Raw genomic sequence first — 20,879 nt, forward strand, 5'->3', positions numbered from 1 at the left:
CGCGCATAAAGACCCGATGCGGGTGGAACAATCCGAACGGATCGAGCGGCGGCTGGAGCCGGCCTCGCTGGACCGCGCCCGCCGCACGCACGAGCCGACGCTGGAATATCAGCGCAACCGGTTGCTTGCGGGCCTGTGCCTGATGGCCGGCATCGGGTTGCTGCTGGGGGTGCCCTTCGCCCTGCGCGCCGGAGCCGAGTTTTTCCTGCCTGTAACCGCCGCGATGGTGATCGCGATCGCGCTCGTGCCGCTGCTCGAATGGCTGGAGCGGCGGCGCGTGCCGTCGGGGATCGCCGCGTTCCTGTGCCTTTTCCTGTTCCTGGTGATCGCGAACGCAGCGCTTGCGTCGATCGTGGTCCCGGCGACCGAGTGGTTTCGCGCCCTTCCCGAACGCATCCCGCAGATCCAGGCGAATCTGGCGCCGGTGATCGACTTCTATTCGAACCTGCAGAAATTCGTCGATGACACGGTGCAGATGCTCGCCAAGGGGCCGGTCGCCGCCGCCCAGGCCTCGGCGATCGCCGCGCCCAGCTCGATCATGGATTACGTGTCGTCGGCGCCGCATGCCGCGATCCAGCTCTTCTTCGGCATGCTGGTCGTCTATTTCTTCCTGAGCGGCTGGACCCGGCTCAGGGAGCGGACGATCACCAGCCGCGGCAGCTTCGGCGGCGCGCTGGCGACTGCGCGAGTGATCCAGAACGTGGTCGATTCGACCTCGGCCTATCTGGGCACGATCACCGTCATCAACGCCATCCTGGGTGCGCTGGTCGCGACTGCCTTGTGGCTGATGGGCATGCCGTCGCCGCTGATGTGGGGCGGCATCGTCGCGCTGTTGAATTACGTCCCCTATATCGGCCCGATCCTGGCGGCGATCCTACTGGCGCTCGGCGGGCTGATGACCTTTGCGGACGTGTGGGTGGCGCTGACCCCGGCTGCGATCCAGATCGGGCTGCATCTGGTCGAAGCGAACGCCGTTACGCCCGCCGTGCTCGGGCGGCGGTTGACGATCAACCCGCTGCTGATCCTGCTGTCGCTGAGCTTCTGGGCCTGGGTGTGGGGCACGCCCGGCGCATTACTCGCCGTGCCGCTGCTGATCATCATCCAGACGATTGCGCAGGCCGCGGGCAAGCCGGACATCGCCGGTTTCCTGTTCGAGGAAGGCACTCTGGTCGCGCCCGGACATGAGCCGGACGAAGGCGACGATTGAATCGTTGACAGGGGGCAAGCGCTCCCCTAACCGGCCCCTCCTCAACCGAAGCGCGGGTGTAGCTCAGTCGGTTAGAGCGCCGGCCTGTCACGCCGGAGGTCGCGGGTTCGAGCCCCGTCACTCGCGCCATTCTCCGCTTGCAAAAGAAACGCTATCGCGCAGCCAAGCATGGCTGCTTTGTGCCTTCTCAATCCGATCGGTAGAGAAGCTGCAGTCCCAAGCGGGCTCGCGGATTTTGAACTCAGCTTGCCCCGCGTCACCAAAGGCTAAAGCGAAGGAGGTCTTTATGCGTTACGCCTCGTTCTCCGCCCGGCCGAACCTGCCGATGCGTTGTTGTCGCTGTCGCTAAACCCAAGCGCAACCGAACCGACACACACCGACGCTAGGGGCGAATGCGCCCTGCTGGAGAGTATCCATGTCCGTGAAGACCGAAGCCGCGCCCCGCGCGATCGGCAGCTATTCCGTGTCCCTGCAACAAGCCGCCGCGGCGTTGTGGGACGGCAATTTCTGGGGCCGCGAGAAGATCAATCCCGAGCCGCCGCTGAAGCGCCCTCTCAGCGCCGCCAGCGCCCGGTCGCCATCCATCGCATGATCGGCATGGCCGGGAAAATCCAGACGATCCCGGACGCGGCGTAGATCAGGAGCTGGAGCGGCCCCCAGAGCGCACCGATCTCGGCGCTGAAGCTGGCGACGATCACTGCCCAGGCGGCGATCAGCGCCAGCACCAGGAAAATGCCGATCACATGGCGGGCGGACGAGTCGATCACGCGATCCACTCGCGTTCAGTGAGGACGGCGTCGAGCGGCACGTCCCAGGGATCGTCGGGCACAAAGTCGATTTCCTGGATGTGCCAGGCGACGCCTATCTTCACGGCGTCCGGGTAGCGGGCGAAGGCGCGGTCGTAGAAACCCGCGCCTTGCCCCAGCCTCTGCAGCCGCCGGTCGAAGCCGAGCAGGGGCGCCAGAAACAGGTCCGGCTCCACTTCGGGCGCATGGGCGATGTCGGGCTGCTCAATCCCGAACGGGCCGGGCAGCAGCGGGTCGCCCGGCGTCCATTCCAGGAAACGCATCGGCACGCTCGGCCGGTCGATGAAGGGAAGCGCGATCTTCTTGCCCGCATCCACAGCATAGACAAGCAGCGCGGAAGGATCGGCCTCGCTACCGACAGAGCGATAGCCGGCGATGCACTGCGACTGCCCGATGAGCATGCGGAGCGGAGTCGGGGGCGCACGGAACGCGAGCGTGCGCGCCACCGAATCGAGATCGGCCGAAAACGCATCGCGCCTTGCCCGCAGCTCGGCCCTGAGCCGCGCCTTTGCTTCGACCACTTCCATTCAGCGCGCCTTAAGCCTCACCCGCCTCGCTGCATAGCGCCGCCGAGTCCGCGCGGGGCTTGCCAGCGTTCAGGCGGCGGATTAAGCGCGGCTGCAAAGCTTAACCAGAAGGATACTCCATGAGCGAGACCGCCGACCGGGTGAAGAAGATCGTCGTCGAACATCTCGGCGTCGAAGCTGACAAGGTCACCGAGGACGCCAGCTTCATCGACGATCTGGGCGCGGACAGCCTCGACATCGTCGAGCTCGTCATGGCGTTCGAGGAAGAGTTCGGGGTCGAAATCCCGGACGACGCCGCGGAGAAGATCACGACCGTCAAGGACGCGATCAGCTACATCGACAGCAACAAGGGCTGAGCCCGCGGGCGGGATGTCCCGCCCGACTTGACCGAACGGCTCTCCAGCCCACATCCGGGCAGGGGAGCCGTTTCGCTTTAGGAGTTACTGCATGCGCCGTGTCGTCGTCACCGGAATCGGCCTCGTCACCCCGTTGGGCGGCGACGTCGAAACCAGCTGGTCGAATATCAAGGCATCGAAATCGGGCGCGGGCACGATCACGCGCTTCGACGCCAGCGACTATGTTTGCGACTATGCCTGCGAAGTGAAGCCGGCCGATCACGAATATGGCTTCGACCCCAACAAGCGCGTCGATCACAAGGTGCAGCGCCAGGTCGATCCGTTCATCATCTATGGCATCGACGCCGCCGGCCAGGCGCTGGAAGACGCCGGCCTGACGGACATGCCCGAAGAAGAGCGGCTGCGCACCGGCTGCTCGATCGGCGCGGGCATCGGCGGCCTGCCGGGCATCGAGAGCGAATCGCTGGTGCTGGAGCATAAGGGGCCGCGCCGCGTCAGCCCGCATTTCGTGCATGGGCGGCTCATCAACCTGATCTCCGGCCAGGTCTCGATCAAATACGGGCTGATGGGCCCGAACCACGCAGTGGTGACGGCCTGCTCGACCGGTGCGCACTCGATCGGCGATGCAGGCCGCATGATCCAGCTCGGCGACGCCGACGTGATGCTGGCGGGCGGCGCGGAAGGCGCGATTTGCCCGATCGGCATCGCCGGCTTCGCCCAGGCGCGCGCGCTTTCGACCAATTTCAAGGCCGAGCCGCAGCGCGGCAGCCGCCCCTATGACAAGGATCGCGACGGCTTCGTGATGGGCGAGGGCGCGGGCGTCGTCGTGCTCGAAGAATATGAGCGGGCGAAGAAGCGCGGCGCGAAAATCTATGGCGAGTTGATCGGCTATGGCATGTCAGGCGACGCCTATCACGTGACCGCGCCGCATCCCGAAGGCGCGGGCGCTTTCCGCGCGATGCAGGTCGCAATGCAGCGCTCCGGCCTCGATCTTGGCGACATCGACTATATCAACGCACACGGCACTTCGACCCCGCTGGGCGACGAACTGGAGCTGGGCGCGGTGCGGCGGCTGTTCGGCAACAACATCGCCAACCTGTCGATGTCGTCGACCAAGTCGGCGATCGGCCACCTGCTCGGCGGCGCCGGGGCGGTGGAGACGATCTTCTGCCTGCTCGCGATGCGCGACCAGATCGTGCCGCCGACGCTGAACCTCGACAACCCGAGCGAGGGCGTCGAGGGTGTCGACCTCGTCCCGCACGTCGCGAAGGAGCGCAAGGTAAAGGCGGTGCTGAACAACAGCTTCGGCTTTGGCGGCACCAACGCCAGTTTGGTGCTGAAGGCGATCTAACCGGAAAGGACCCGGCGATGGCGCGGGCGGCAGTGATCGAGCGGTCCGGCGGTCCGGACGTGATCGAATGGCGGGACGTGAGCCTGCCGCCGCCCGGTCCCGGCGAAGTCAGGCTGCGGCACACCGCCGTCGGGCTCAATTTCATCGACACCTATCATCGCGGCGGCATCTATCCGCTGACGTTCCCGTCCGGCTTGGGCGTCGAGGCGGCGGGTGTGGTCGAAGCCGTGGGCGAGGGGGTGACCGACTGGAAGCCGGGCGATCGTGCCGCGACGTTCGGTCCGGCGCTCGGCGCCTATGCTACGGAACGCAACGTCGCGGCGGCGAGCCTGTTGCCGATTCCCGAGGACGTTTCCGATGAAATCGCGGCCGCAGCGCTGCTGAAGGGATGCACGGCCGAGTTTCTCGTCGAGCGCTGCGCTCGCGTGGAAAGCGCCTGGCCGGTGCTGGTTCATGCTGCGGCCGGCGGCGTCGGACTAATCCTCGTCCAATGGCTGAGGGCGATCGGCGCACGCGTGATCGGTACCGTTTCTTCTGACGACAAGGCCAACCAAGCCCGCGAAGCCGGTGCGGACGAGATCGTCTTTTACACGCGAGAAGACACCGCAAAGCGGGTGCGCGAACTGACCGACGGTAAGGGCGTGCGGGTGGTGTTCGACGGCGTCGGCATGTCGACCTGGGAAGCATCGCTCGGATCGTTGCAGCCGCGCGGGCTGCTGGTCAGCTACGGCAATGCCGGCGGGCCGGTGACGGGCGTGAATCTTGGCATTCTGGCGCAGAAAGGCTCGCTGTTCGTCACGCGCCCGACCCTGTTCAGCTACTACGTGACGCCCGAGGAGCGGCGCGCCGGCGTTGCGCGGCTGTGGGAGATGATCCGTAGCGGCAAGGTCAGAATCGCGATCGGCCAGCGCTATCCGCTTGAGCAAGCGGCGCAGGCGCACCGCGATCTTGAGGGCCGCGCAACGACCGGCTCAACGATCCTTCTGCCCTAGAGCACTGCTTCCAGAATGCGGGCCGGGGTCCATCGGCCCGCGCGACGGTCGAGACGGGCATCGAGGCTTTCACCTTCAAAGTCGGACGGTTGAGCCGCCGCGAGGAACGCGTCGCGCTGCTGAAGGCAATCGACGCGGACGACGCCGTGCAAGCCGCCTTCCATCTCCGCGACCACTGCGGGCACGACGCCGCACGTTCCGCAGACCAGAAAATCGGCGGTGCCGGTGCCGAAGCGATAGCGATTGATCGGGCCGCCGATCCGCACCTCCAGCGTGCCGGCCGGATCGGAAGTCCAGGACGCGCCATGGGCGCGGCAGAAGCTGCACTGGCACGTCCGCGCGCCCAATTCGGCGGGGCTTTTAGCGGAGCGGAAGACCGTGCGGATCGCGCCGCAATGGCAGGCGCCCGGATAGCCGTCGGAAACATGATCCCAGTCGATCGGCATCTTCTCTCCTTTCGGCATCATACACGCGAAACCGGTTCGACCCGCATACCCGGTTTCAAAGCGCGCGAATCTTGCTAGAGCCTGCAGCCGGATGGAACAGTCTGAAACGGCGGGCTCGCGCTTTACCCTGAAGCGGTCGGGCAAATTTCGGGAAACGGTTCGGGATTTGTGGTCGCGGCGGGTGGTTCGGCTCGCCGCCTACGCGCTCGGGCTGTTGGTGCTTCTGTATGCCGTTGTCTGGCTGGTTTTTGCGCGCGACCTGCCCTCGGTCGACAAGCTGCGGACCTACGAGCCGCCGCTGCCGACCAACGTCCGTGCGATCGACGGCACGCCGGTTCATTCCTACGCCCGCGAGCGGCGCGTGCAGCTCGCCTATGCCGAGTTCCCACCGCTGCTGGTGCGCGCCTATATGTCGGCGGAGGACAAGAACTTCTTCCGCCACCACGGCGTCGATTATTTCGGCATCTTCCGCGCCGTCATCACCAACCTGACCCATAGCGGCCGCCCGATCGGAGCATCGACCATCACGCAGCAGGTCGCCAAGAACCTGCTGCTGGGCAACGAGCTCAGTTACAAGCGCAAGGTGCGAGAGGCGATCCTCGCCAACCGCATCGAATCTGCCCTGACCAAAGAGCAGATCATGGAGCTGTATCTCAACCAGATCTTCCTGGGCCGGAACGCCTATGGCGTGCAGGCGGCGAGCCGCGCCTATTTCGACAAGGACGTCGAGCAGCTGACGCTGCCGGAAATGGCGTATCTCGCCATCCTGCCCAAGGCGCCGAGCAACTACGATCCCGAACGCCACACCGACCGCGCGATGGAGCGCCGCAACTGGGTGCTCGGCGAAATGGAGCAGAATGGCTTCATCAGCGCCGAGCAGCGCGATCAAGCCCGCGCCACGCCGCTCGGCACGGTGCCGCGCCAGGGCACGCGCTTCGAAGCGAATGCGGGCTATTTCCTCGAGGAAGTGCGCCGCGAACTGATCCAGCGTTATGGCGAGAATGCGGAAGGCGGGCCGAACAGCCTTTACGCGGGCGGCCTATGGGTGCGGACTTCGCTGAACCCCCGTTTCCAGGAGCTGGCGGAGACCGCGTTGCGCGATGGCCTTGCGCGCTACGATCGCGGCAAGGGGTGGCACGGGCCGATCAAGAAGCTGTCGACCGATGGCAACTGGGCGCAGCGCCTTGCTGCAGCCAATCTCGGCGCCGGCTATCCGGATTGGCGGGTCGCGATCGTGCTGCAGAAAGCGGGCGGCGAGGCGACGATCGGCTTCCCGAGCGGCCAGACTGCATCGATGCCGGCCGGCGCTGCGTCCATGCCGGTTGCCGGACAAGGCGGCACCGCGTTCGACGCGCTTCAGCCGGGCGACGTGATCGTGGTGAAGCAGGAAGGATCGACCTGGACGCTTCGCACGATACCGGCAGTATCAGGGGCAATGGTCGTCGAGGACCCGAACAACGGCCGCATCATGGCGATGCAGGGCGGCTGGGACAGCCGGGTCCATACCTTCAACAACGCGACCCAGGCGCTTCGCCAGCCGGGATCGACGATCAAGCCGTTCGTCTATGCGTCGGCGCTCGACAACGGCATGACGCCTGCAACGATCCTCGTCGACGGGCCGTTCTGCGTTTATCAGTCGGCGCTGCTCGGCCAGAAATGCTTCCGCAACTTCTCTGGCGGCTATGCCGGTCCGCAAACGATGCGTTGGGGCATCGAGCAGTCGCGTAACTTGATGACGGTCCGCGCCGCGTCGCAGACCGGCATGGACAATGTCGTGAAGACGATCGCGCGGATGGGGATCGGCAATTACACGCCCTATCTGTCGATCGCGCTGGGTGCGGGCGAGACCACGCCGCTCAAGATGACCAACGCCTTCTCGCAGCTCGTCTCCTTGGGTCGCGAGCTGAAGCCGACGCTGATCGACTATGTGCAGGACCGGCACGGCAAGGTGATCTACCGCGCGGACGGCCGCTGCGCGCTGATGCGCAACTGCAACGCCAGGGATTGGGACGGCAAGGCGATGCCGCGCCCGCCGCTGCGCGGCCGGCAGTTGATGGATCCGATGACCGCCTATCAGGTCGTCCATATCCTTGAAGGCGTCGTCCAGCGCGGCACGGCGCAAACGCTGCGCGAGCTCAACCGGCCGATGATGGGCAAGACCGGCACGACGAGTGGCCCGACCAACGTCTGGTTCGTCGGCGGCACGCCGGACCTGATTTCCGGCACCTATATTGGTTACGACCAGCCGCGCTCGCTCGGCGGCTATGCCCAGGGCGGCACGCTGGCGGCGCCGATTTTCAAGCAGTTCGCCAAGGAAGCGCTGAAGGATATGCCGATCGTGCCGTTCCGTGCGGCGCCCGGCATTCGCATGGTCCGCATCGATCGACGATCCGGCAAGAAAGTGTTCGGCACGTTCCCGTCGCTGGACGATCCGAAGCCGGCAGTGATCTGGGAAGCGTTCAAGCCGGAAAGCGAGCCGCGCCGCACGATCCGCCGCGAGGAAATCGCTGCGCGCCCCAAGGAAAAGCTGCTGCCGCCCGACGTCGGCGTGCGCCAGGGCCCGCGCGACGCCGAGTTCCTTGAGCGCGAAGGCGGGATTTACTAGGGCCGCACGCATGTGCGGACCGTGTCCCGGCGAAGGCCGGGATCCAGTTCAAATAGAATGCCTGGACCCCGGCTTTCGCCGGGGAACAGTCCACGGAGAAGAAGATGCGCGCCGAAGCGCAAGCCCATGTCGATCAGATCAATGACGCGCTCGCGCTGTTGCGCCGATTCCTGGATTGGGACCGCGCGCTGCGCCGCCTCGACGAGCTGAACGCGAAGGTCGAGGATCAGTCGCTCTGGAACGACCCGAAACAGGCGCAGGCGGTGATGCGCGAGCGCCGGAGGCTGGACGAAGCGATTGCGGCCACTCGCGCGATCGAACGCGAGCGCGATGATACGGTCGAGCTGATGGAGATGGCCGAGGCCGAAGGCGACGAAGCGCTGGTCGACGAAGGCGTCGCGAGCCTCGCGGCGTTGGCCGAGCGGGCGGAGAAGGACAAGGTCGCGGCGTTGCTCGCCGGCGAAGCGGACGCCAACGACACCTATGTCGAAGTGAACGCCGGCGCGGGGGGCACCGAGAGCCAGGACTGGGCCGGCATGTTGCAGCGCATGTACACGCGATGGGCCGAACGCCACGGCATGAAGGTCGAGCTGATCGACTATCACGCCGGCGAGCAGGCCGGCATCAAGTCGGCGACTTTGCTGCTGAAGGGCGAGAACGCCTATGGCTATGCGAAGACGGAAAGCGGCGTGCACCGCCTCGTCCGGATCAGCCCCTATGATTCGAACGCGCGACGCCACACCAGCTTTGCCAGCGTCTGGGTCTACCCGGTGGTTGACGATGACATTGATATAGAGATCGTCGAGAGCGATCTGCGTATCGACACCTTCCGGGCATCCGGCGCCGGCGGGCAGCATATCAACACGACCGACTCTGCGGTGAGAATCACACACTTACCGACCGGCATCGTCGTCCAGTCGCAAAGCCAGCGATCGCAGCACAAGAACCGCGCCGAGGCCTATGGCCAGCTCCGCGCCAAGCTGTTCGAGCGCGAGCTGCAGCGGCGCGAAGCGGAAGCGAATGCGACCAACGCCAGCAAGACCGATATCGGCTGGGGGCACCAGATCCGGTCCTATGTGCTCCAGCCCTATCAGCTCGTGAAGGACCTGCGCACCGGCGTCACCTCGACCGCGCCGGGCGACGTGCTCGACGGCGACCTCGATGCCTTTATGGCGGCGGCGCTCAGCCAGCGCGTGACCGGCGAGAAGGTCGAGGTCGAGGACGTCGAATGATGCGCTTCGCACCCGCGATTGCGTTGATGCTGCTCGCCGGCTGCCAGATGCCGGCCGAGCAGAACGCCGCGGTCGCACGCGAGAAGCATTCGCCGTTCCCGAAAGCTCATCGCCCAGTCTCGCCGATCGTCTCCGCGCGCTGGTCCGACGAGGAAACCCGCGACCGGCTGAAGGAAGCCGAGGAAGTCATGGACCGAGCCGGCACGGCGCCGGGCATGACGGTCGCCGACATCGGCGCGGGCGAGGGGTATTACACGGTCCGGCTGGCGACGCGCGTCGGCCCGAAGGGCCGCGTGCTTGCGCAGGATATCGTGCCGGAAGTGCGCGATGCGCTGGCCGAGCGCGTCAATCGCGAACGGCTGGACAATGTGTCGGTCAAGCTCGGCGAGCCGGCCGATCCGAAGCTGCCGCCGAACAGCTTCGACCGCGTCTTCATGGTGCACATGTATCACGAGATCGGCGAGCCCTATGAGTTCCTATGGAACCTGCGCCCCGCGCTGAAGGCCGGCGGACAAGTGATCGTCGTCGACGCCGACCGGCCGACCCAGGCGCACGGCACGCCGCCGGCGCTGCTGCGCTGCGAGTTCGCGGCGGTCGGCTATCAGCTCGCCCGGATCGAACCGATGCCGAACGCGGGCGGCTATTTCGCGGCGTTCGAAGCGAAGGGGCCGCGCCCGGAGCCACGCTACATCAAGCCCTGTACCTCACAATAGTCCGCGGTCGCGGAACGACACGAAGCCTTTTGCAGCGAAGACGAGGTGGTCGAGCACGCCCACTTCCAGCGCCCGTGCGACGTGGATCAGCCGCCTTGTGACGTAAAGATCGTCCGAGCTCGGTGTCGGATCGCCGCTCGGATGGTTGTGCGCGAGGACGAGGCTTGCCGTGTCGAACTCGAGCGCGTCGCGGATGATCGTGCGGAGCGGCACATCGATCTGCCGGCCACGGCCGGGCGCGAGGCAAAGCGCGAGCAGGCGACGCTCACGATCGAGATGGGCGACGTAGAGATTTTCGTCCTGGGCGTCAGCAAGGCGCGGTGCGAACAAAGCGACGGCGTCATCGCGGCTGGCAATGATCTGGGGAAGCCGGCCGCGGACGCGCTGCATGGCCGCGCCCTATGGCCAGCCCCGCAGCCGATTTCCGCAACGCCATTATCCGGAACGGAGAGAAGGCTTGAAGTTTGGTCCGTTTCGGATGAACTGCCTCAGATGGCCTCGCCTGCCGCCCGGGCGCGCTCGCGCACCGAAGCCTCGGCCGCGGGCACGGCGCGCCAGGCCAGGGCAAGCAGGATCAGCGAGACCGGCCCCACCGCAAGCAGCGAGAGCACGCCGGTGCGGAGCTCGCCGGTCGCTTTCGACATGAATCCCGCGAAATAGGGTCCAAGAGCGAGGCCGACCAAAGCCGTGGCGATGAAGAAGGTCGCCGTCGCCGTGCCGCGCATCCGTGGCAGCACCAGGTCCTGCGTCGTCGCGCCTGCGGGGCCGAGCGCGGCGCTGGCGAGACCGCTCATGAAAAAGCTGGCGATGTAGAAGCCGACCGGGTTGCCGGTCGTGTAGGCGTAGATCAGGAACGGCACCGGCAGCAGCGTGCCTGCCATGATGACCGGGATGCGGCCCCAGGCGTGGCGCTGCTTCAGCCCGTCGGCGATGCGTCCGCCAAGCACGATGCCGAGGAAGCCGCCTGCCGCCGCGCCGCCACCAAGAAACAGCCCGACTTCGGTCTTGGGCTGGTGCAGCACGGTTTCGGCGTAGAGCGCGCCGAAAGCCGCGACGCCGTAGGACACGAACGAGATCAGGCCGTAGCCGAGCGACACGAACAGGAACGCCGGCGTTCCCCAGATGAGCTTGAACGTGGCGGGGTCGCGATCCCTGAGCGCGGCCGCCCATGAGAAGACCGCATAGGCGCCGCCACACACGGCGATCCATTGCGCCGCGTCACCGGTCGCCAAAGTCAGCAACCAGGTGGCGGCGGCCGCTACCGCGACGGCGACCAGATTGACCGCGAGCGCGCCTGCTCCGCGACGGGCTGCGCCGATCAGCGTCAGCGGCGGGATGATCGCGACCAGCTCGCCGAGGAAATCGCGGAACGGCTCACCCGAGGGCGCCATTGCCAGGCCGTCGGATTCGCCGCGGATCGGCTCGCGCAAAGTGGAGACGAGCAGCGCAAGGAGCAGCCCGGGCAGGCCCACCGCCATGAACGCGACCTGCCAGCCGACGAGCCCCCAATGGCCGCCTGGGAAGGACCGGTTCCAGCTATCGACGATCGCGCCGCCGATGAACAAGGACACGCCGCCGCCGATGAAGATGCCCGACGAATAGATCGCCAGCGCCGTCGCGCGCCGTTCGCGCGGGAAATAGTCGGAGATCAGCGAATAGGCGCAGGGCGATGCGGTTGCCTCGCCGACGCCGACGCCGATCCGCGCGGCAGTGAGCTGGAGGCCCGTGCGTGCGAGGCCGGAAAAAGCCGTCATCGCCGACCAGATCGCCAGCCCGATCGTGATCAGCCGCACCCGGTGCCAATTGTCCGCAAGCCGTCCGAGCGGAATGCCGAACAGCGAATAGAAGACGCCGAAGGCGGTGCCAAACAGGAAGCCGATATCGGCGTCGTTGAGACCCAGATCCTTTTTTACGTCCTTGGCAAGGATGCTGAGGATCTGCCGATCGATGAAGTTCAGCACATAGACGAGGAAGAGAATGCCCAGAACATAGTTCGCGTAACCGCGGCTATGGCGCGGCGCGCGTGCGGCAGTCGTGGCCAAGTCGATCGTTCCCTCTGCTGTGCGGCGCCTATGGCTAGCGGCTTTACTGCCGCTGCCAAGCGGTTTTGCGATTAGTTGACGAAAGCAACTAAGTGGCGCAAGCCGTCGAAATGGAAGATGCAATCGAGGCAATCCGGCGGTTCAACCGGTTCTACACGCGACTGGCGGGCGCTCTCGACGCGCGCTTTCTGGACACGGACCTGTCGCTGGTGGAGGCGCGTGTGCTGTATGAAATCGCGACGCGCGAAGCGCCGGTGGCGCGGGAAATCCAGGCGGAGCTGGGCGTCGACGCGGGCTATCTGAGCCGCATCGTCGGCAAGATGCAGAAGCGCGGCTGGATCAGCCGCGGGCGGGGCGGCGACGATGCGCGGCTGCGTCCGATCGCGCTGACTTCGGAGGGGCGAGCCGCTTTCGCGGCGCTCGACGACCGCCAGCGCGCACGGGTGGAGGACAGCATCGCCGGGCTTGGCGGCCCCGACCAATCCACGCTCGTCGCGGCGCTGGACACAACGCGGGCGTTGTTGAGCGGCGGTCAAGCCGACGACTATGCCATCCGACCGTTCCGAACCGGCGACATGGGAATGGTGACCGCTCGGCAGGCGATCCTGTATGCCGAAGGCTGGGGCTGGAATGCGCCGATGGAAGCGCTGCTCGGCGAAGTCACGTCCGGCTTCCTCAAAAACTTCAAACCGGATCGCGAGCAATGCTGGATCGCCGAGCGCGCCGGCGTGATGGCTGGGTCGATCTCCCTGGTCGACGCGGGAGGGGACGTCGCCCAGCTCCGGCTTCTCTATGTCGAGCCGTGGGCGCGGGGGCTGGGGATCGGCGAGGCACTGGTCCGGCGCTGCGTCGATTTCGCGAGCGATGCAGGCTATCGCGAGATCATGTTGTGGACGCACAGCGTGCTGACGAGTGCGCGGCGAATCTACGATGCGGTCGGCTTCCGCATTACCGAAGTCTCGACGCACACGGAGTTCGGCAAGCCCGAGCAGGGCGAGATCTGGCGAATGCCGCTTCGTTGACCTGCCGCCGCTCGACTCCGCGCGCAACGGTCGGCAAGGCGGCGCGATGTCTCGCTTCCAGTTCACGATCGCCGCGACTGACGGGCCTGCGCGCACCGGCATGATCCGGATGCTGCGCGGCGAAGTTCGCACGCCTGCCTTCATGCCGGTCGGCACCGCCGCCACCGTGAAGGCGATGAAGCCGGCCGATGTCCGCGGCACCGGCGCCGACATCATCCTGGGCAACACCTATCACCTGATGCTGCGGCCCGGCGCCGAGCGCGTGGCGCGGCTGGGCGGCCTGCACGCCTTCATGGGCTGGGAGCGGCCGATCCTGACCGACAGCGGCGGCTATCAGGTGATGAGCCTGTCGGAGCTCACCAAGCGCTCGGAGGAAGGCGTCGCGTTCAAGTCGCATCTCGATGGCGCGCGGCACATGATCTCGCCGGAGCGTTCAACGGAAATCCAGCGGCTGCTCGGATCGGACATCGTGATGGCGTTCGACGAGCTGGTGCCGACGACATCGACGCGCGACGTGCAGGCGGCGGCGATGGAGCGGTCGATGCGCTGGGCGCGTCGGTCGCGCGACGCGTTCCTGGGCGGCGGGGATCATGCCGAGCGCGCGGCGCAGTTCGGCATCCAGCAGGGCGCGCTGGATCGCGACTTGCGGCAGGTCTCGGCCGAGCGCCTGATCGAGATCGGCTTCGACGGTTATGCCGTGGGCGGCCTCGCGGTTGGCGAGGGGCAGGAAGCGATGTTCGGCGTGCTCGACTATGCGCCCGGCCAGCTTCCGGTGGACAGGCCGCGTTACCTGATGGGTGTCGGCAAGCCCGACGACATTGTCGGCGCGGTCGAGCGCGGCATCGACATGTTCGATTGCGTGCTGCCGACGCGCAGCGGCCGGACCGGTCAGGCCTTTACCGCCGATGGGCCGATCAACATCCGCAACGCGCGATTTGCCGAAGACCAGGGCCCACTCGATCCGGAATGCGGCTGCGCGGTCTGCGCAACCTGGAGCCGCGCCTATCTCCATCATCTCGTCCGCGCCGGCGAAATTCTCGGCGCGATGCTGATGACCGAGCATAATCTGAGCTTCTACCAGCAGCTCATGGACGGGCTGCGCACGGCGATCGCGGGCGGTCGGCTGGGTGCGTTCGGGGCGACGTTTCGGGAGCGATACAAAGGCGCTGCCTGACGCAACGCTTTTTCAAGCTTCCGCGGTTAAGGGAACGGCGATCGGGTCGAGAACGGCGAGAAGAACATTGTCCGCAGCCGCAACGGAAGAACTTCGGGAGAGCTCCCGCACCAACACCATGCTCTCGGCCGCGATCGAATTCGGCGGCACGGTGCAGAATGTGTTTGTTCGGAATCTCTCGGTCGCGGGCGCGATGGTCGAGGGCCGCGGCTTGCCGGAACAGGGCGAGCGCGTCGTGCTTCACCGTAGCGACTATCGCATCCCGGCAACGGTGATGTGGCGCGCCGAGGGGCGCTGCGGATTGTCCTTCACCCAACTGGTCTCGGTTCCGGACATGATCCGCCGCAAGGGCGCCCCCGCGCATCAGGGCCGAGTCGACGCGATCCAGCAGGCGCTTCGCCAGAACAAGGCAGTCCCCAGTTTCAACGAGACCGAAGCTCTGGTCGGCGCGGCCGCGGTCGGCAAGCGGCTGGCCGATGAAATCAGTTACGCGCTGCGGCTGACCGAGGCCGCGAACGAGGCGCTGGCCGACGATCCCGACGTGCTTGGTCGGCACGGCGTGGTGCTGCAGCAGATCGACGAGGTCGAGCAGCTCCTGCGCAAGATTGCCGACCGATTGGTCGCGGAGCGCGCGCAAGGCCGGTGCTGACCTGCAGCCTCGTCGCTGCATCCGAAACTCTCGTCGCGAAGCAACTGCCTTCCCGATCGGCCGCGCTATCGGCAGCATCGACTTGATGGGAGACAGTCATGCTTCAGCGCACAAGCTGGCCGCAAAAGACGCGGGAGCTGCACAACCACCATATGGACTCGACGGTCTGGAACGATTTTCCTTTCCGGAGCGACGATATCGTCATCGCGACTTACGCCAAGTCGGGAACGACATGGATGCAGCAGATCGTGTCGCAGTTGATCTTCGAAGGCGCCGAAGGGATTGACGTGGCGAGCCTGTCGCCCTGGCTCGACATGCGTGTGCTGCCACGCGCCGAAACGCTGGCGATGCTGGAGGCGCAGACGCATCGCCGCTTCATCAAGACGCACTTGCCGCTCGATGCGTTCGCCTTCGACCCCGACGCCAAATATCTCTACATCGCCCGCGACGGTCGGGACGTGGCGTGGAGCGCGCACAACCACTTCGCCAAAGTGAAGGACGAGTTCTACGACCTGCTGAACGACACGCCGGGCCGCGTCGGCCCGCCGATGCCGCGCTTGCCCGCCGATGTGCGCCAGTTCTTCATCGATTGGATGGAAGGCGATGGCGCGCCGCTCTGGTCGTTCTGGGAGAATGTGCGGACCTGGTGGCACGCGCGGCACTTGCCGAACGTCATGCTCGTCCACTTCGCCGACCTGAAAGCCGATCCGGAGCGGATGATCCGCGAGATCGCGGCCTTTCTAGAGATCGAGGTGGCGGACGCGCTCTGGCCGCGCATCCTGGAGCATTGCAGCTTCGACTATATGAAGCGCCATGCCGCGCATGTCGTGCCGCTGGGCGGCCAACCCTGGGAAGGCGGGGCGGGCACGTTCATTAACAAGGGGACGAACGGGCGCTGGCGCGATGTGCTCACCGCCGAAGATGTCAGCCGGTACGAGACGCTGGCGCTTGCGGAACTTGGTCCTCAGTGCGCCAACTGGCTCGCGAACGGCGGCCCGGCCTAGGCCAGCCCGACTTCCAGGAAGGCCGGGATCGGACCGTTCCAGCCTTCGTCCGGCGCTTCGGCGCGGACGGGGGAGGGGCGGCGCTCTTCGCGACGCGGGCGTTCCTCGCGCGCGGGGCGTTCCTGGCGCTCGGCACGCTCCTGCCGCTCGGGCCGTTTCCTCGGCTCGCGCACCGGTTTCGGGTCGGCCGCAGCTGTCGGCTTGCCGACGCGGACGATCGACTGGCCGGTCAGCTTCTCGATATTGGCGACGGCCTCGGCGTCTTCACTGGTGATCAGCGTGAACGCCTTGCCGGTCGCGCCGGCGCGGCCGGTGCGGCCGATGCGGTGGACATAGTCGTCGGGGTGCCAAGGCACGTCATAGTTGAAGACGTGGCTGACGCCCTTGATGTCGAGCCCGCGGGCGGCGACGTCGGAGGCGACGAGGATGTTGATTTCGCCGAGCTTGAACCGGTCGAGCTCGCGCAGGCGCTCCGGCTGCTCCATGTCGCCGTGGATCTGGCCGACCGCGAAGCCGTCGCGTTTCAGGCTGCTCGCCAGGTCGCGAACGGTCGTCTTGCGGTTGGCGAAAATGATCGCGGTGGCGACGTCGTCGACGCGGAGCAGGCCGCGCAACGTGTCGCGCTTGTCTCGCGAGGAGGTCTCGACCAGCCGCTGCTCGATCGAGGCATTGGCGGTGGCGGGGCGCGCGACTTCGACCGATTTCGGCTCGGTCAGGAATTTGTCGGCGAGCTTCTTGATCGGCGCCGGCATCGTCGCGGAGAACAGCAGGGTCTGCCGCTTTTTCGGCAGCTTGGTGCAGATTTCCTCGATGTCCGGGATGAACCCCATGTCGAGCATGCGATCGGCTTCGTCGATGACGAGCAATTCGCAGCCGGTCAGCAGGATATTGCCGCGGCCGAACAGGTCCATTAGCCGGCCCGGCGTCGCGATCAGCACGTCGACGCCTTTTTCGAGCGCCTTTTGCTGATCGCCCATTGAGACGCCGCCGATCAGCAGCGCCATCGAGAGCTTGTGGTATTTGCCGTATTTGTCGAAATTCTCGGCGACCTGAGCCGCCAGCTCGCGCGTCGGTTCCAAGATCAGCGAGCGCGGCATGCGCGCCCGGCTGCGGCCGTGGCCGAGGATGTCGATCATCGGCAGCACGAACGCGGCGGTCTTGCCGGTGCCGGTCTGAGCGATGCCAATCAGGTCGCGGCCCATCAGCACCGACGGGACTGCCTGGCGCTGAATCGGGGTCGGTTCCGTATAACCGGAATCGTTGACGGCTTTCAGAAGCTCGTCGGAAAGGCCGAGATCGGCAAAGCTCATCGAAATCCTGAAGAAAAGGGGCGGCGACAAGCCGCAACGCCCGCCGCGCGCGCTTGGGTTAACTGCCGTGCAAAGTCAAGAAATCACTTCTTCCGAAGCGGCACCAAGGCACGAAAACGATCGATTTCGCAGGAACCGCCCGATCGAACGCGGATGGAGTCTCGGCCTTCGCAGACTTTCCCGTCCGAACCCTGGCGAATGTAGAAGCCGGAGTAATAATCGAGCGGCGGGCAGTCGCCGGCGAGCTTGGCGCGCACGCGCTTGCCGCCTCTCAGCAGCAGATCGACGCCGTAATTGGAGATTTGTGCGCCGGCCAGTTCATCGGCGGCCACGCATTTGGGCCCGTCCTTTTCCTTGTACGGCACCGGGTCGGGCGGCAGCCGCACGCGGGAGGGCACGCGAATGATGAGCTGCTGGCGGATGGTGAGCTGGGCAAACAGAACCGTGCCGTCGCCGCTGCTCGCCAGCAGCAGCGCGACAATCGATCCGATCGTCACAGCAAGCACCCCATCGGCGGGCGATGACGCCCGCATATTGAACCGCCCATGAATTTCCCTTCGTGGGTAAGAGACTTATAAGCGCGGACGTGATGCGGGAAGAGTTTCTGAACGCGCTGGCCGCAGCGCTCGGGCCGAAAGGACTGACGCGCGATCCGGAGGCGATGGCCCCGTGGCTAAGCGACTGGCGCGGCCGCTATCACGGCGCGGCGCTCGCGCTGGCGAGCCCGCCCGGTACGGCCGAAGTCGCGTCGGTCATACGCCTGTGCGCCGCGCATCGCGTGCCGATTGTCCCGCAGGGTGGCAACACCTCCATGGTCGGCGGTGCGACGCCGGATTCGAGCGGCAATGCGTTGATCCTGTCGCTTCGGCGCATGAACCGCGTACGGAACATCGATGCCGAGGCGGGGCTTGCGGTTGCGGAAGCCGGCGTGATCCTGAGCGAGCTGCACGACGCGGCGCGCGAGCATGGCCTGCGCTTTCCGCTGTCGCTGGGCGCCAAGGGCTCGGCGACGATCGGCGGGCTGTGCGCGACCAATGCTGGGGGCACTCAAGTGCTGCGTTTCGGCACGATGCGGTCACTGGTGGCGGGGCTGGAGGCTGTGCTGCCCGACGGGTCGGTGCTGGACAGCCTCGCGGCGCTCAAAAAGGACAATCGCGGGCCGGACCTCAAGCAATTGCTGATTGGCGCGGAAGGCACGCTCGGCATCATCACTGCGGCAACGCTCCAGCTTGTGCCTCTACCCGAAGAGGTGGTGACCGGCTGGGTTGGCCTCTCTTCGCCGCACGACGCGCTGAGCCTGCTGCGCCGACTGGAAGGCGAGGGCTTTGCAGTCGAGAGTTTCGAACTGGTGCCGGCCCATTCCCTCGGCCTGGTGCTGGCGCACGTTCCCGGCACGCGTGCGCCCCTGCAAACCGCGCCGCCCTGGCACGCGCTGATCGAGATCGCCGGGGGGCATGGCGTGCGAGAATCCGTCGAAGCGGTGCTGAGTTGGGCGCTGGATGCCGGCCTCATCTCCGACGGCGCAATCGCCGAAAGTGAGATGCACGCAGCGGCGTTCTGGCGCATTCGCGAATCCATCTCGGAAGCGGAGCGCGCCGAGGGGCCCGCGGTGCAGCACGACATCGCTGTGCCGGTGGCGGCGATGCCGGATTTCATGCTGTCGGCCGCGGCCGAAGTCGAGCGCGCTTTCCCGGGCGTCAGCGCGGGCGCTTTTGGGCACTTGGGCGACGGCAATGTCCATTTCCACGTCCGCGCCCCGGCTGGGGCGGCCCCGGATTGGGCGACAACGGCGGGTAAGCCGATCAGCGCCTTCGTTTACGACCGGATCGTTGCGGTGGGCGGTTCGATCTCTGCCGAGCACGGCATCGGCCAGATGAAGCTGGACGCCTTTGCCCGGCTGACCGATCCGGCGCGGCTTAAGGCGCTCGCGTCGCTTAAGGCCGCGTTCGATCCGCTCGGCATCATGAATCCCGGCAAGCTGGTGCCAAGTCTTGCCTCGGAAGCCGCCGCACCATAGAGCCGCGAGCCAACGGGCGGACGCCCAAGGCATTTTTTCGGAGTTTTTCATGGCGAGCGTGCCCCAGGCCACCGGCCTTCCCATTCTTTACAACGACCTTGTTCCGCTCTCGTCGGAACAGCACGCCACCTGGGGCACCAAGGCGCTGAGCGGCGCGACGTTCCTGAAGAACGTGCACGCCGTGCCGGTCATCGTCGACGAGTTCGTGCAGGTGCAGCGCACTTTCCCGATCATCTTCGCCGATGCCGAGAACCCGGTACCGCTGGCGCTGATGGGCCTGAACGAAGGCGTGAACGTGTTCCTGGACGAGGAAGGCAAGTTCACCCAGCCGGTCTATGTGCCGGCCTATATCCGCCGCTATCCGTTCATGCTTGCCCAGCTCGGGCCGAACCAGGAAGAGCTGTCGCTCTGCTTCGACCCCACCTCGGGCGCGGTCGGGCCGGACGGCGATGCGGTCAAGCTTTTCGAGAACGGCCAGCCGACGCAGGGCACGCGCGACATCCTGAACTTTTGCGAATCGTTCGAGCAGGGCGCCCAGCGCACCGGCGGGTTCGTCAAGGAACTGCAGGATCTCGACCTGCTGATGGACGGCGAAGTCTCGATCCAGGCGGAAGGCGCTGCGCAGCCGCACATCTATCGCGGCTTCAAGATGGTCAATGAAGAGAAGCTTCGGGACCTGCGCGGCGATCAATTGCGCAAGATGACGCAGAACGGCATGCTGACGCTGATCATGGCGCACCTCTTCTCGCTCGATCTGATGCGCGATGTCTACGGCCGCCAGGCTGCCCAGGGCAAAGTGCCGCCGGTGGGCGTCGCCGCCTGATGCAGCGGCCGCAGGAGCCCGGTGCGACCCGCTCCCGCTATTCCAGCGGGGCGATCCTGTTTCACTGGGTGATCGCGGCCCTGATCATCATCAATATCTCGCTCGCGCTGGTCACCGACGGCTGGCACGGGCCGGCGCGCGCGTTCGCCATCCAGACCCACAAGGCGACGGGCCTGACCATTCTGGTGCTGAGCATCTTGCGGCTGGTTTGGCGGCTGGTTCACCGGCCGCCGCCCTTTCCGTCCGGAATCAGGCGCGTGGAAGCGGTCGGTGCGCGAATCGTCCATTGGCTGTTCTATGTGCTGATGGTCGTGATGCCGCTGACCGGATGGGCGATGATCTCGGCCGCCGCTACGCGAAAGCCGTTCAGTTGGTACGGGCTGTTCGGGCTGCCTTATCTGCCCGTCCAGGGCAACAAGGCGCTGGGCGGCTCGATGCACGAAGCGCATGAGATTCTGGGCTATGTGATGATCGCGCTGATCGTGCTGCACGTCGCGGCGGCGCTGAAGCACCATTTCCTCGACAATACGCGACTGATCGCGCGAATGTGGCCGGCCGCCGCGCCAGCCCCTAGTTTTTCCGAAAAGGCTTGAAACCCTTTTC

The 20,879-nt window shown here is 66.1% G+C and carries 22 protein-coding genes and 1 tRNA gene; 16 read left to right on the forward strand and 7 right to left on the reverse strand.

Annotation, left to right across the window (positions count from 1 at the left end; translation table 11 throughout):
- The first annotated feature begins 16 nt into the window (after window positions 1-16).
- The 3 genes from ACFSCW_RS03640 (at window position 17) to ACFSCW_RS03650 (ending at window position 1,799) form a co-directional block, all read left to right on the forward strand.
- Window positions 17-1,207, forward strand: a complete 1,191-nt coding sequence (locus ACFSCW_RS03640; RefSeq protein ID WP_380886999.1) for an AI-2E family transporter — start codon at window positions 17-19, stop codon at window positions 1,205-1,207.
- Window positions 1,208-1,259: 52 nt separating this feature from the next.
- Window positions 1,260-1,336 (forward strand) — tRNA-Asp (locus ACFSCW_RS03645).
- 286 nt (window positions 1,337-1,622) lie between these two features.
- Window positions 1,623-1,799, forward strand: coding sequence for a hypothetical protein (locus tag ACFSCW_RS03650; RefSeq protein ID WP_380887001.1), 177 nt, complete (start codon window positions 1,623-1,625; stop codon window positions 1,797-1,799).
- Here ACFSCW_RS03650 and ACFSCW_RS03655 read toward each other — a convergent pair.
- Both ACFSCW_RS03655 and ACFSCW_RS03660 read right to left on the reverse strand, forming a co-directional pair.
- On the reverse strand, window positions 1,762-1,974 hold the full coding sequence (locus ACFSCW_RS03655) for a DUF2842 domain-containing protein (RefSeq protein WP_380887003.1): 213 nt from the start codon (window positions 1,972-1,974) through the stop codon (window positions 1,762-1,764). The genes ACFSCW_RS03650 and ACFSCW_RS03655 overlap by 38 nt on opposite strands.
- Window positions 1,971-2,540: a 5-formyltetrahydrofolate cyclo-ligase gene (locus ACFSCW_RS03660; protein WP_380887005.1), complete on the reverse strand. Its 570-nt coding sequence runs from the start codon at window positions 2,538-2,540 to the stop codon at window positions 1,971-1,973. Before ACFSCW_RS03660 ends, ACFSCW_RS03655 begins: the two co-directional genes overlap by 4 nt.
- Window positions 2,541-2,659: 119 nt before the next feature.
- On the opposite strand from ACFSCW_RS03660, the gene ACFSCW_RS03665 reads away from it, so the two are divergent.
- From ACFSCW_RS03665 to ACFSCW_RS03675, 3 genes are all read left to right on the forward strand, one after another.
- Window positions 2,660-2,896, forward strand: a complete 237-nt coding sequence (locus ACFSCW_RS03665) for an acyl carrier protein (RefSeq protein ID WP_380887007.1) — start codon at window positions 2,660-2,662, stop codon at window positions 2,894-2,896.
- A 91-nt stretch (window positions 2,897-2,987) separates the two neighbouring features.
- The gene (fabF, locus tag ACFSCW_RS03670; RefSeq protein ID WP_380887009.1) at window positions 2,988-4,247 is read left to right on the forward strand and encodes a beta-ketoacyl-ACP synthase II; all 1,260 of its coding nucleotides are present in this window, start codon (window positions 2,988-2,990) and stop codon (window positions 4,245-4,247) included.
- Between the two features lie 17 nt (window positions 4,248-4,264).
- Window positions 4,265-5,239, forward strand: a complete 975-nt coding sequence (locus ACFSCW_RS03675) for a quinone oxidoreductase family protein (RefSeq protein ID WP_380887011.1) — start codon at window positions 4,265-4,267, stop codon at window positions 5,237-5,239.
- Here the strand turns inward: ACFSCW_RS03675 and ACFSCW_RS03680 are convergent.
- Window positions 5,236-5,685, reverse strand: coding sequence for a GFA family protein (locus ACFSCW_RS03680; protein WP_380887013.1), 450 nt, complete (start codon window positions 5,683-5,685; stop codon window positions 5,236-5,238). The genes ACFSCW_RS03675 and ACFSCW_RS03680 overlap by 4 nt on opposite strands.
- Before the next feature lie 91 nt (window positions 5,686-5,776).
- Between ACFSCW_RS03680 and ACFSCW_RS03685 the strand changes: the two genes are divergently transcribed.
- From ACFSCW_RS03685 to ACFSCW_RS03695, 3 genes are all read left to right on the forward strand, one after another.
- Window positions 5,777-8,290 (forward strand): penicillin-binding protein 1A, encoded by a 2,514-nt coding sequence (locus tag ACFSCW_RS03685; protein WP_380887015.1) that lies wholly within the window; start codon window positions 5,777-5,779, stop codon window positions 8,288-8,290.
- A 104-nt stretch (window positions 8,291-8,394) separates the two neighbouring features.
- Window positions 8,395-9,522 (forward strand): peptide chain release factor 2, encoded by a 1,128-nt coding sequence (gene prfB, locus ACFSCW_RS03690; RefSeq protein WP_380887017.1) that lies wholly within the window; start codon window positions 8,395-8,397, stop codon window positions 9,520-9,522.
- Window positions 9,519-10,235, forward strand: coding sequence for a class I SAM-dependent methyltransferase (locus ACFSCW_RS03695; RefSeq protein ID WP_380887019.1), 717 nt, complete (start codon window positions 9,519-9,521; stop codon window positions 10,233-10,235). Before prfB ends, ACFSCW_RS03695 begins: the two co-directional genes overlap by 4 nt.
- Here ACFSCW_RS03695 and ACFSCW_RS03700 read toward each other — a convergent pair.
- Window positions 10,227-10,625 (reverse strand): JAB domain-containing protein, encoded by a 399-nt coding sequence (locus tag ACFSCW_RS03700; RefSeq protein ID WP_380887021.1) that lies wholly within the window; start codon window positions 10,623-10,625, stop codon window positions 10,227-10,229. The genes ACFSCW_RS03695 and ACFSCW_RS03700 overlap by 9 nt on opposite strands.
- Before the next feature lie 98 nt (window positions 10,626-10,723).
- Complete coding sequence (locus tag ACFSCW_RS03705; protein ID WP_380887023.1) at window positions 10,724-12,277, reverse strand: MFS transporter; 1,554 nt, start codon at window positions 12,275-12,277, stop codon at window positions 10,724-10,726.
- A 110-nt stretch (window positions 12,278-12,387) separates the two neighbouring features.
- Here ACFSCW_RS03705 and ACFSCW_RS03710 point away from each other — a divergent pair, with 110 nt between their 5' ends.
- From ACFSCW_RS03710 to ACFSCW_RS03725, 4 genes are all read left to right on the forward strand, one after another.
- Window positions 12,388-13,299, forward strand: coding sequence for a bifunctional helix-turn-helix transcriptional regulator/GNAT family N-acetyltransferase (locus ACFSCW_RS03710; RefSeq protein ID WP_380887025.1), 912 nt, complete (start codon window positions 12,388-12,390; stop codon window positions 13,297-13,299).
- Between the two features lie 46 nt (window positions 13,300-13,345).
- The gene (gene tgt / locus ACFSCW_RS03715; protein WP_380887027.1) at window positions 13,346-14,473 is read left to right on the forward strand and encodes a tRNA guanosine(34) transglycosylase Tgt; all 1,128 of its coding nucleotides are present in this window, start codon (window positions 13,346-13,348) and stop codon (window positions 14,471-14,473) included.
- A gap of 67 nt (window positions 14,474-14,540) precedes the next feature.
- Complete coding sequence (locus ACFSCW_RS03720; RefSeq protein ID WP_380887029.1) at window positions 14,541-15,122, forward strand: PilZ domain-containing protein; 582 nt, start codon at window positions 14,541-14,543, stop codon at window positions 15,120-15,122.
- Window positions 15,123-15,220: 98 nt separating this feature from the next.
- Window positions 15,221-16,126: a sulfotransferase domain-containing protein gene (locus tag ACFSCW_RS03725; RefSeq protein WP_380887031.1), complete on the forward strand. Its 906-nt coding sequence runs from the start codon at window positions 15,221-15,223 to the stop codon at window positions 16,124-16,126.
- On the opposite strand, the gene ACFSCW_RS03730 is transcribed toward ACFSCW_RS03725, so the two are convergent.
- The gene (locus ACFSCW_RS03730; protein ID WP_380887033.1) at window positions 16,123-17,436 is read right to left on the reverse strand and encodes a DEAD/DEAH box helicase; all 1,314 of its coding nucleotides are present in this window, start codon (window positions 17,434-17,436) and stop codon (window positions 16,123-16,125) included. The genes ACFSCW_RS03725 and ACFSCW_RS03730 overlap by 4 nt on opposite strands.
- An 83-nt stretch (window positions 17,437-17,519) precedes the next feature.
- Window positions 17,520-17,969, reverse strand: coding sequence for a hypothetical protein (locus ACFSCW_RS03735; protein WP_380887035.1), 450 nt, complete (start codon window positions 17,967-17,969; stop codon window positions 17,520-17,522).
- A gap of 56 nt (window positions 17,970-18,025) precedes the next feature.
- Here ACFSCW_RS03735 and ACFSCW_RS03740 point away from each other — a divergent pair, with 56 nt between their 5' ends.
- Genes ACFSCW_RS03740 through ACFSCW_RS03750 form a run of 3 tightly spaced genes read left to right on the forward strand, consistent with a single transcriptional unit; the run spans window position 18,026 to window position 20,869 of the window.
- Window positions 18,026-19,453, forward strand: coding sequence for an FAD-binding oxidoreductase (locus tag ACFSCW_RS03740; RefSeq protein ID WP_380889998.1), 1,428 nt, complete (start codon window positions 18,026-18,028; stop codon window positions 19,451-19,453).
- Between the two features lie 49 nt (window positions 19,454-19,502).
- Complete coding sequence (locus tag ACFSCW_RS03745) at window positions 19,503-20,276, forward strand: SapC family protein (protein ID WP_380887037.1); 774 nt, start codon at window positions 19,503-19,505, stop codon at window positions 20,274-20,276.
- On the forward strand, window positions 20,276-20,869 hold the full coding sequence (locus ACFSCW_RS03750) for a cytochrome b (RefSeq protein ID WP_380887039.1): 594 nt from the start codon (window positions 20,276-20,278) through the stop codon (window positions 20,867-20,869). The genes ACFSCW_RS03745 and ACFSCW_RS03750 overlap by 1 nt, the downstream gene beginning before the upstream one ends.
- Window positions 20,870-20,879 lie beyond the last annotated feature (10 nt).

The sequence above is a fragment of the Sphingomonas tabacisoli genome, assembly GCF_042678385.1.
Classification (GTDB): domain Bacteria; phylum Pseudomonadota; class Alphaproteobacteria; order Sphingomonadales; family Sphingomonadaceae; genus Sphingomonas_B; species Sphingomonas_B tabacisoli.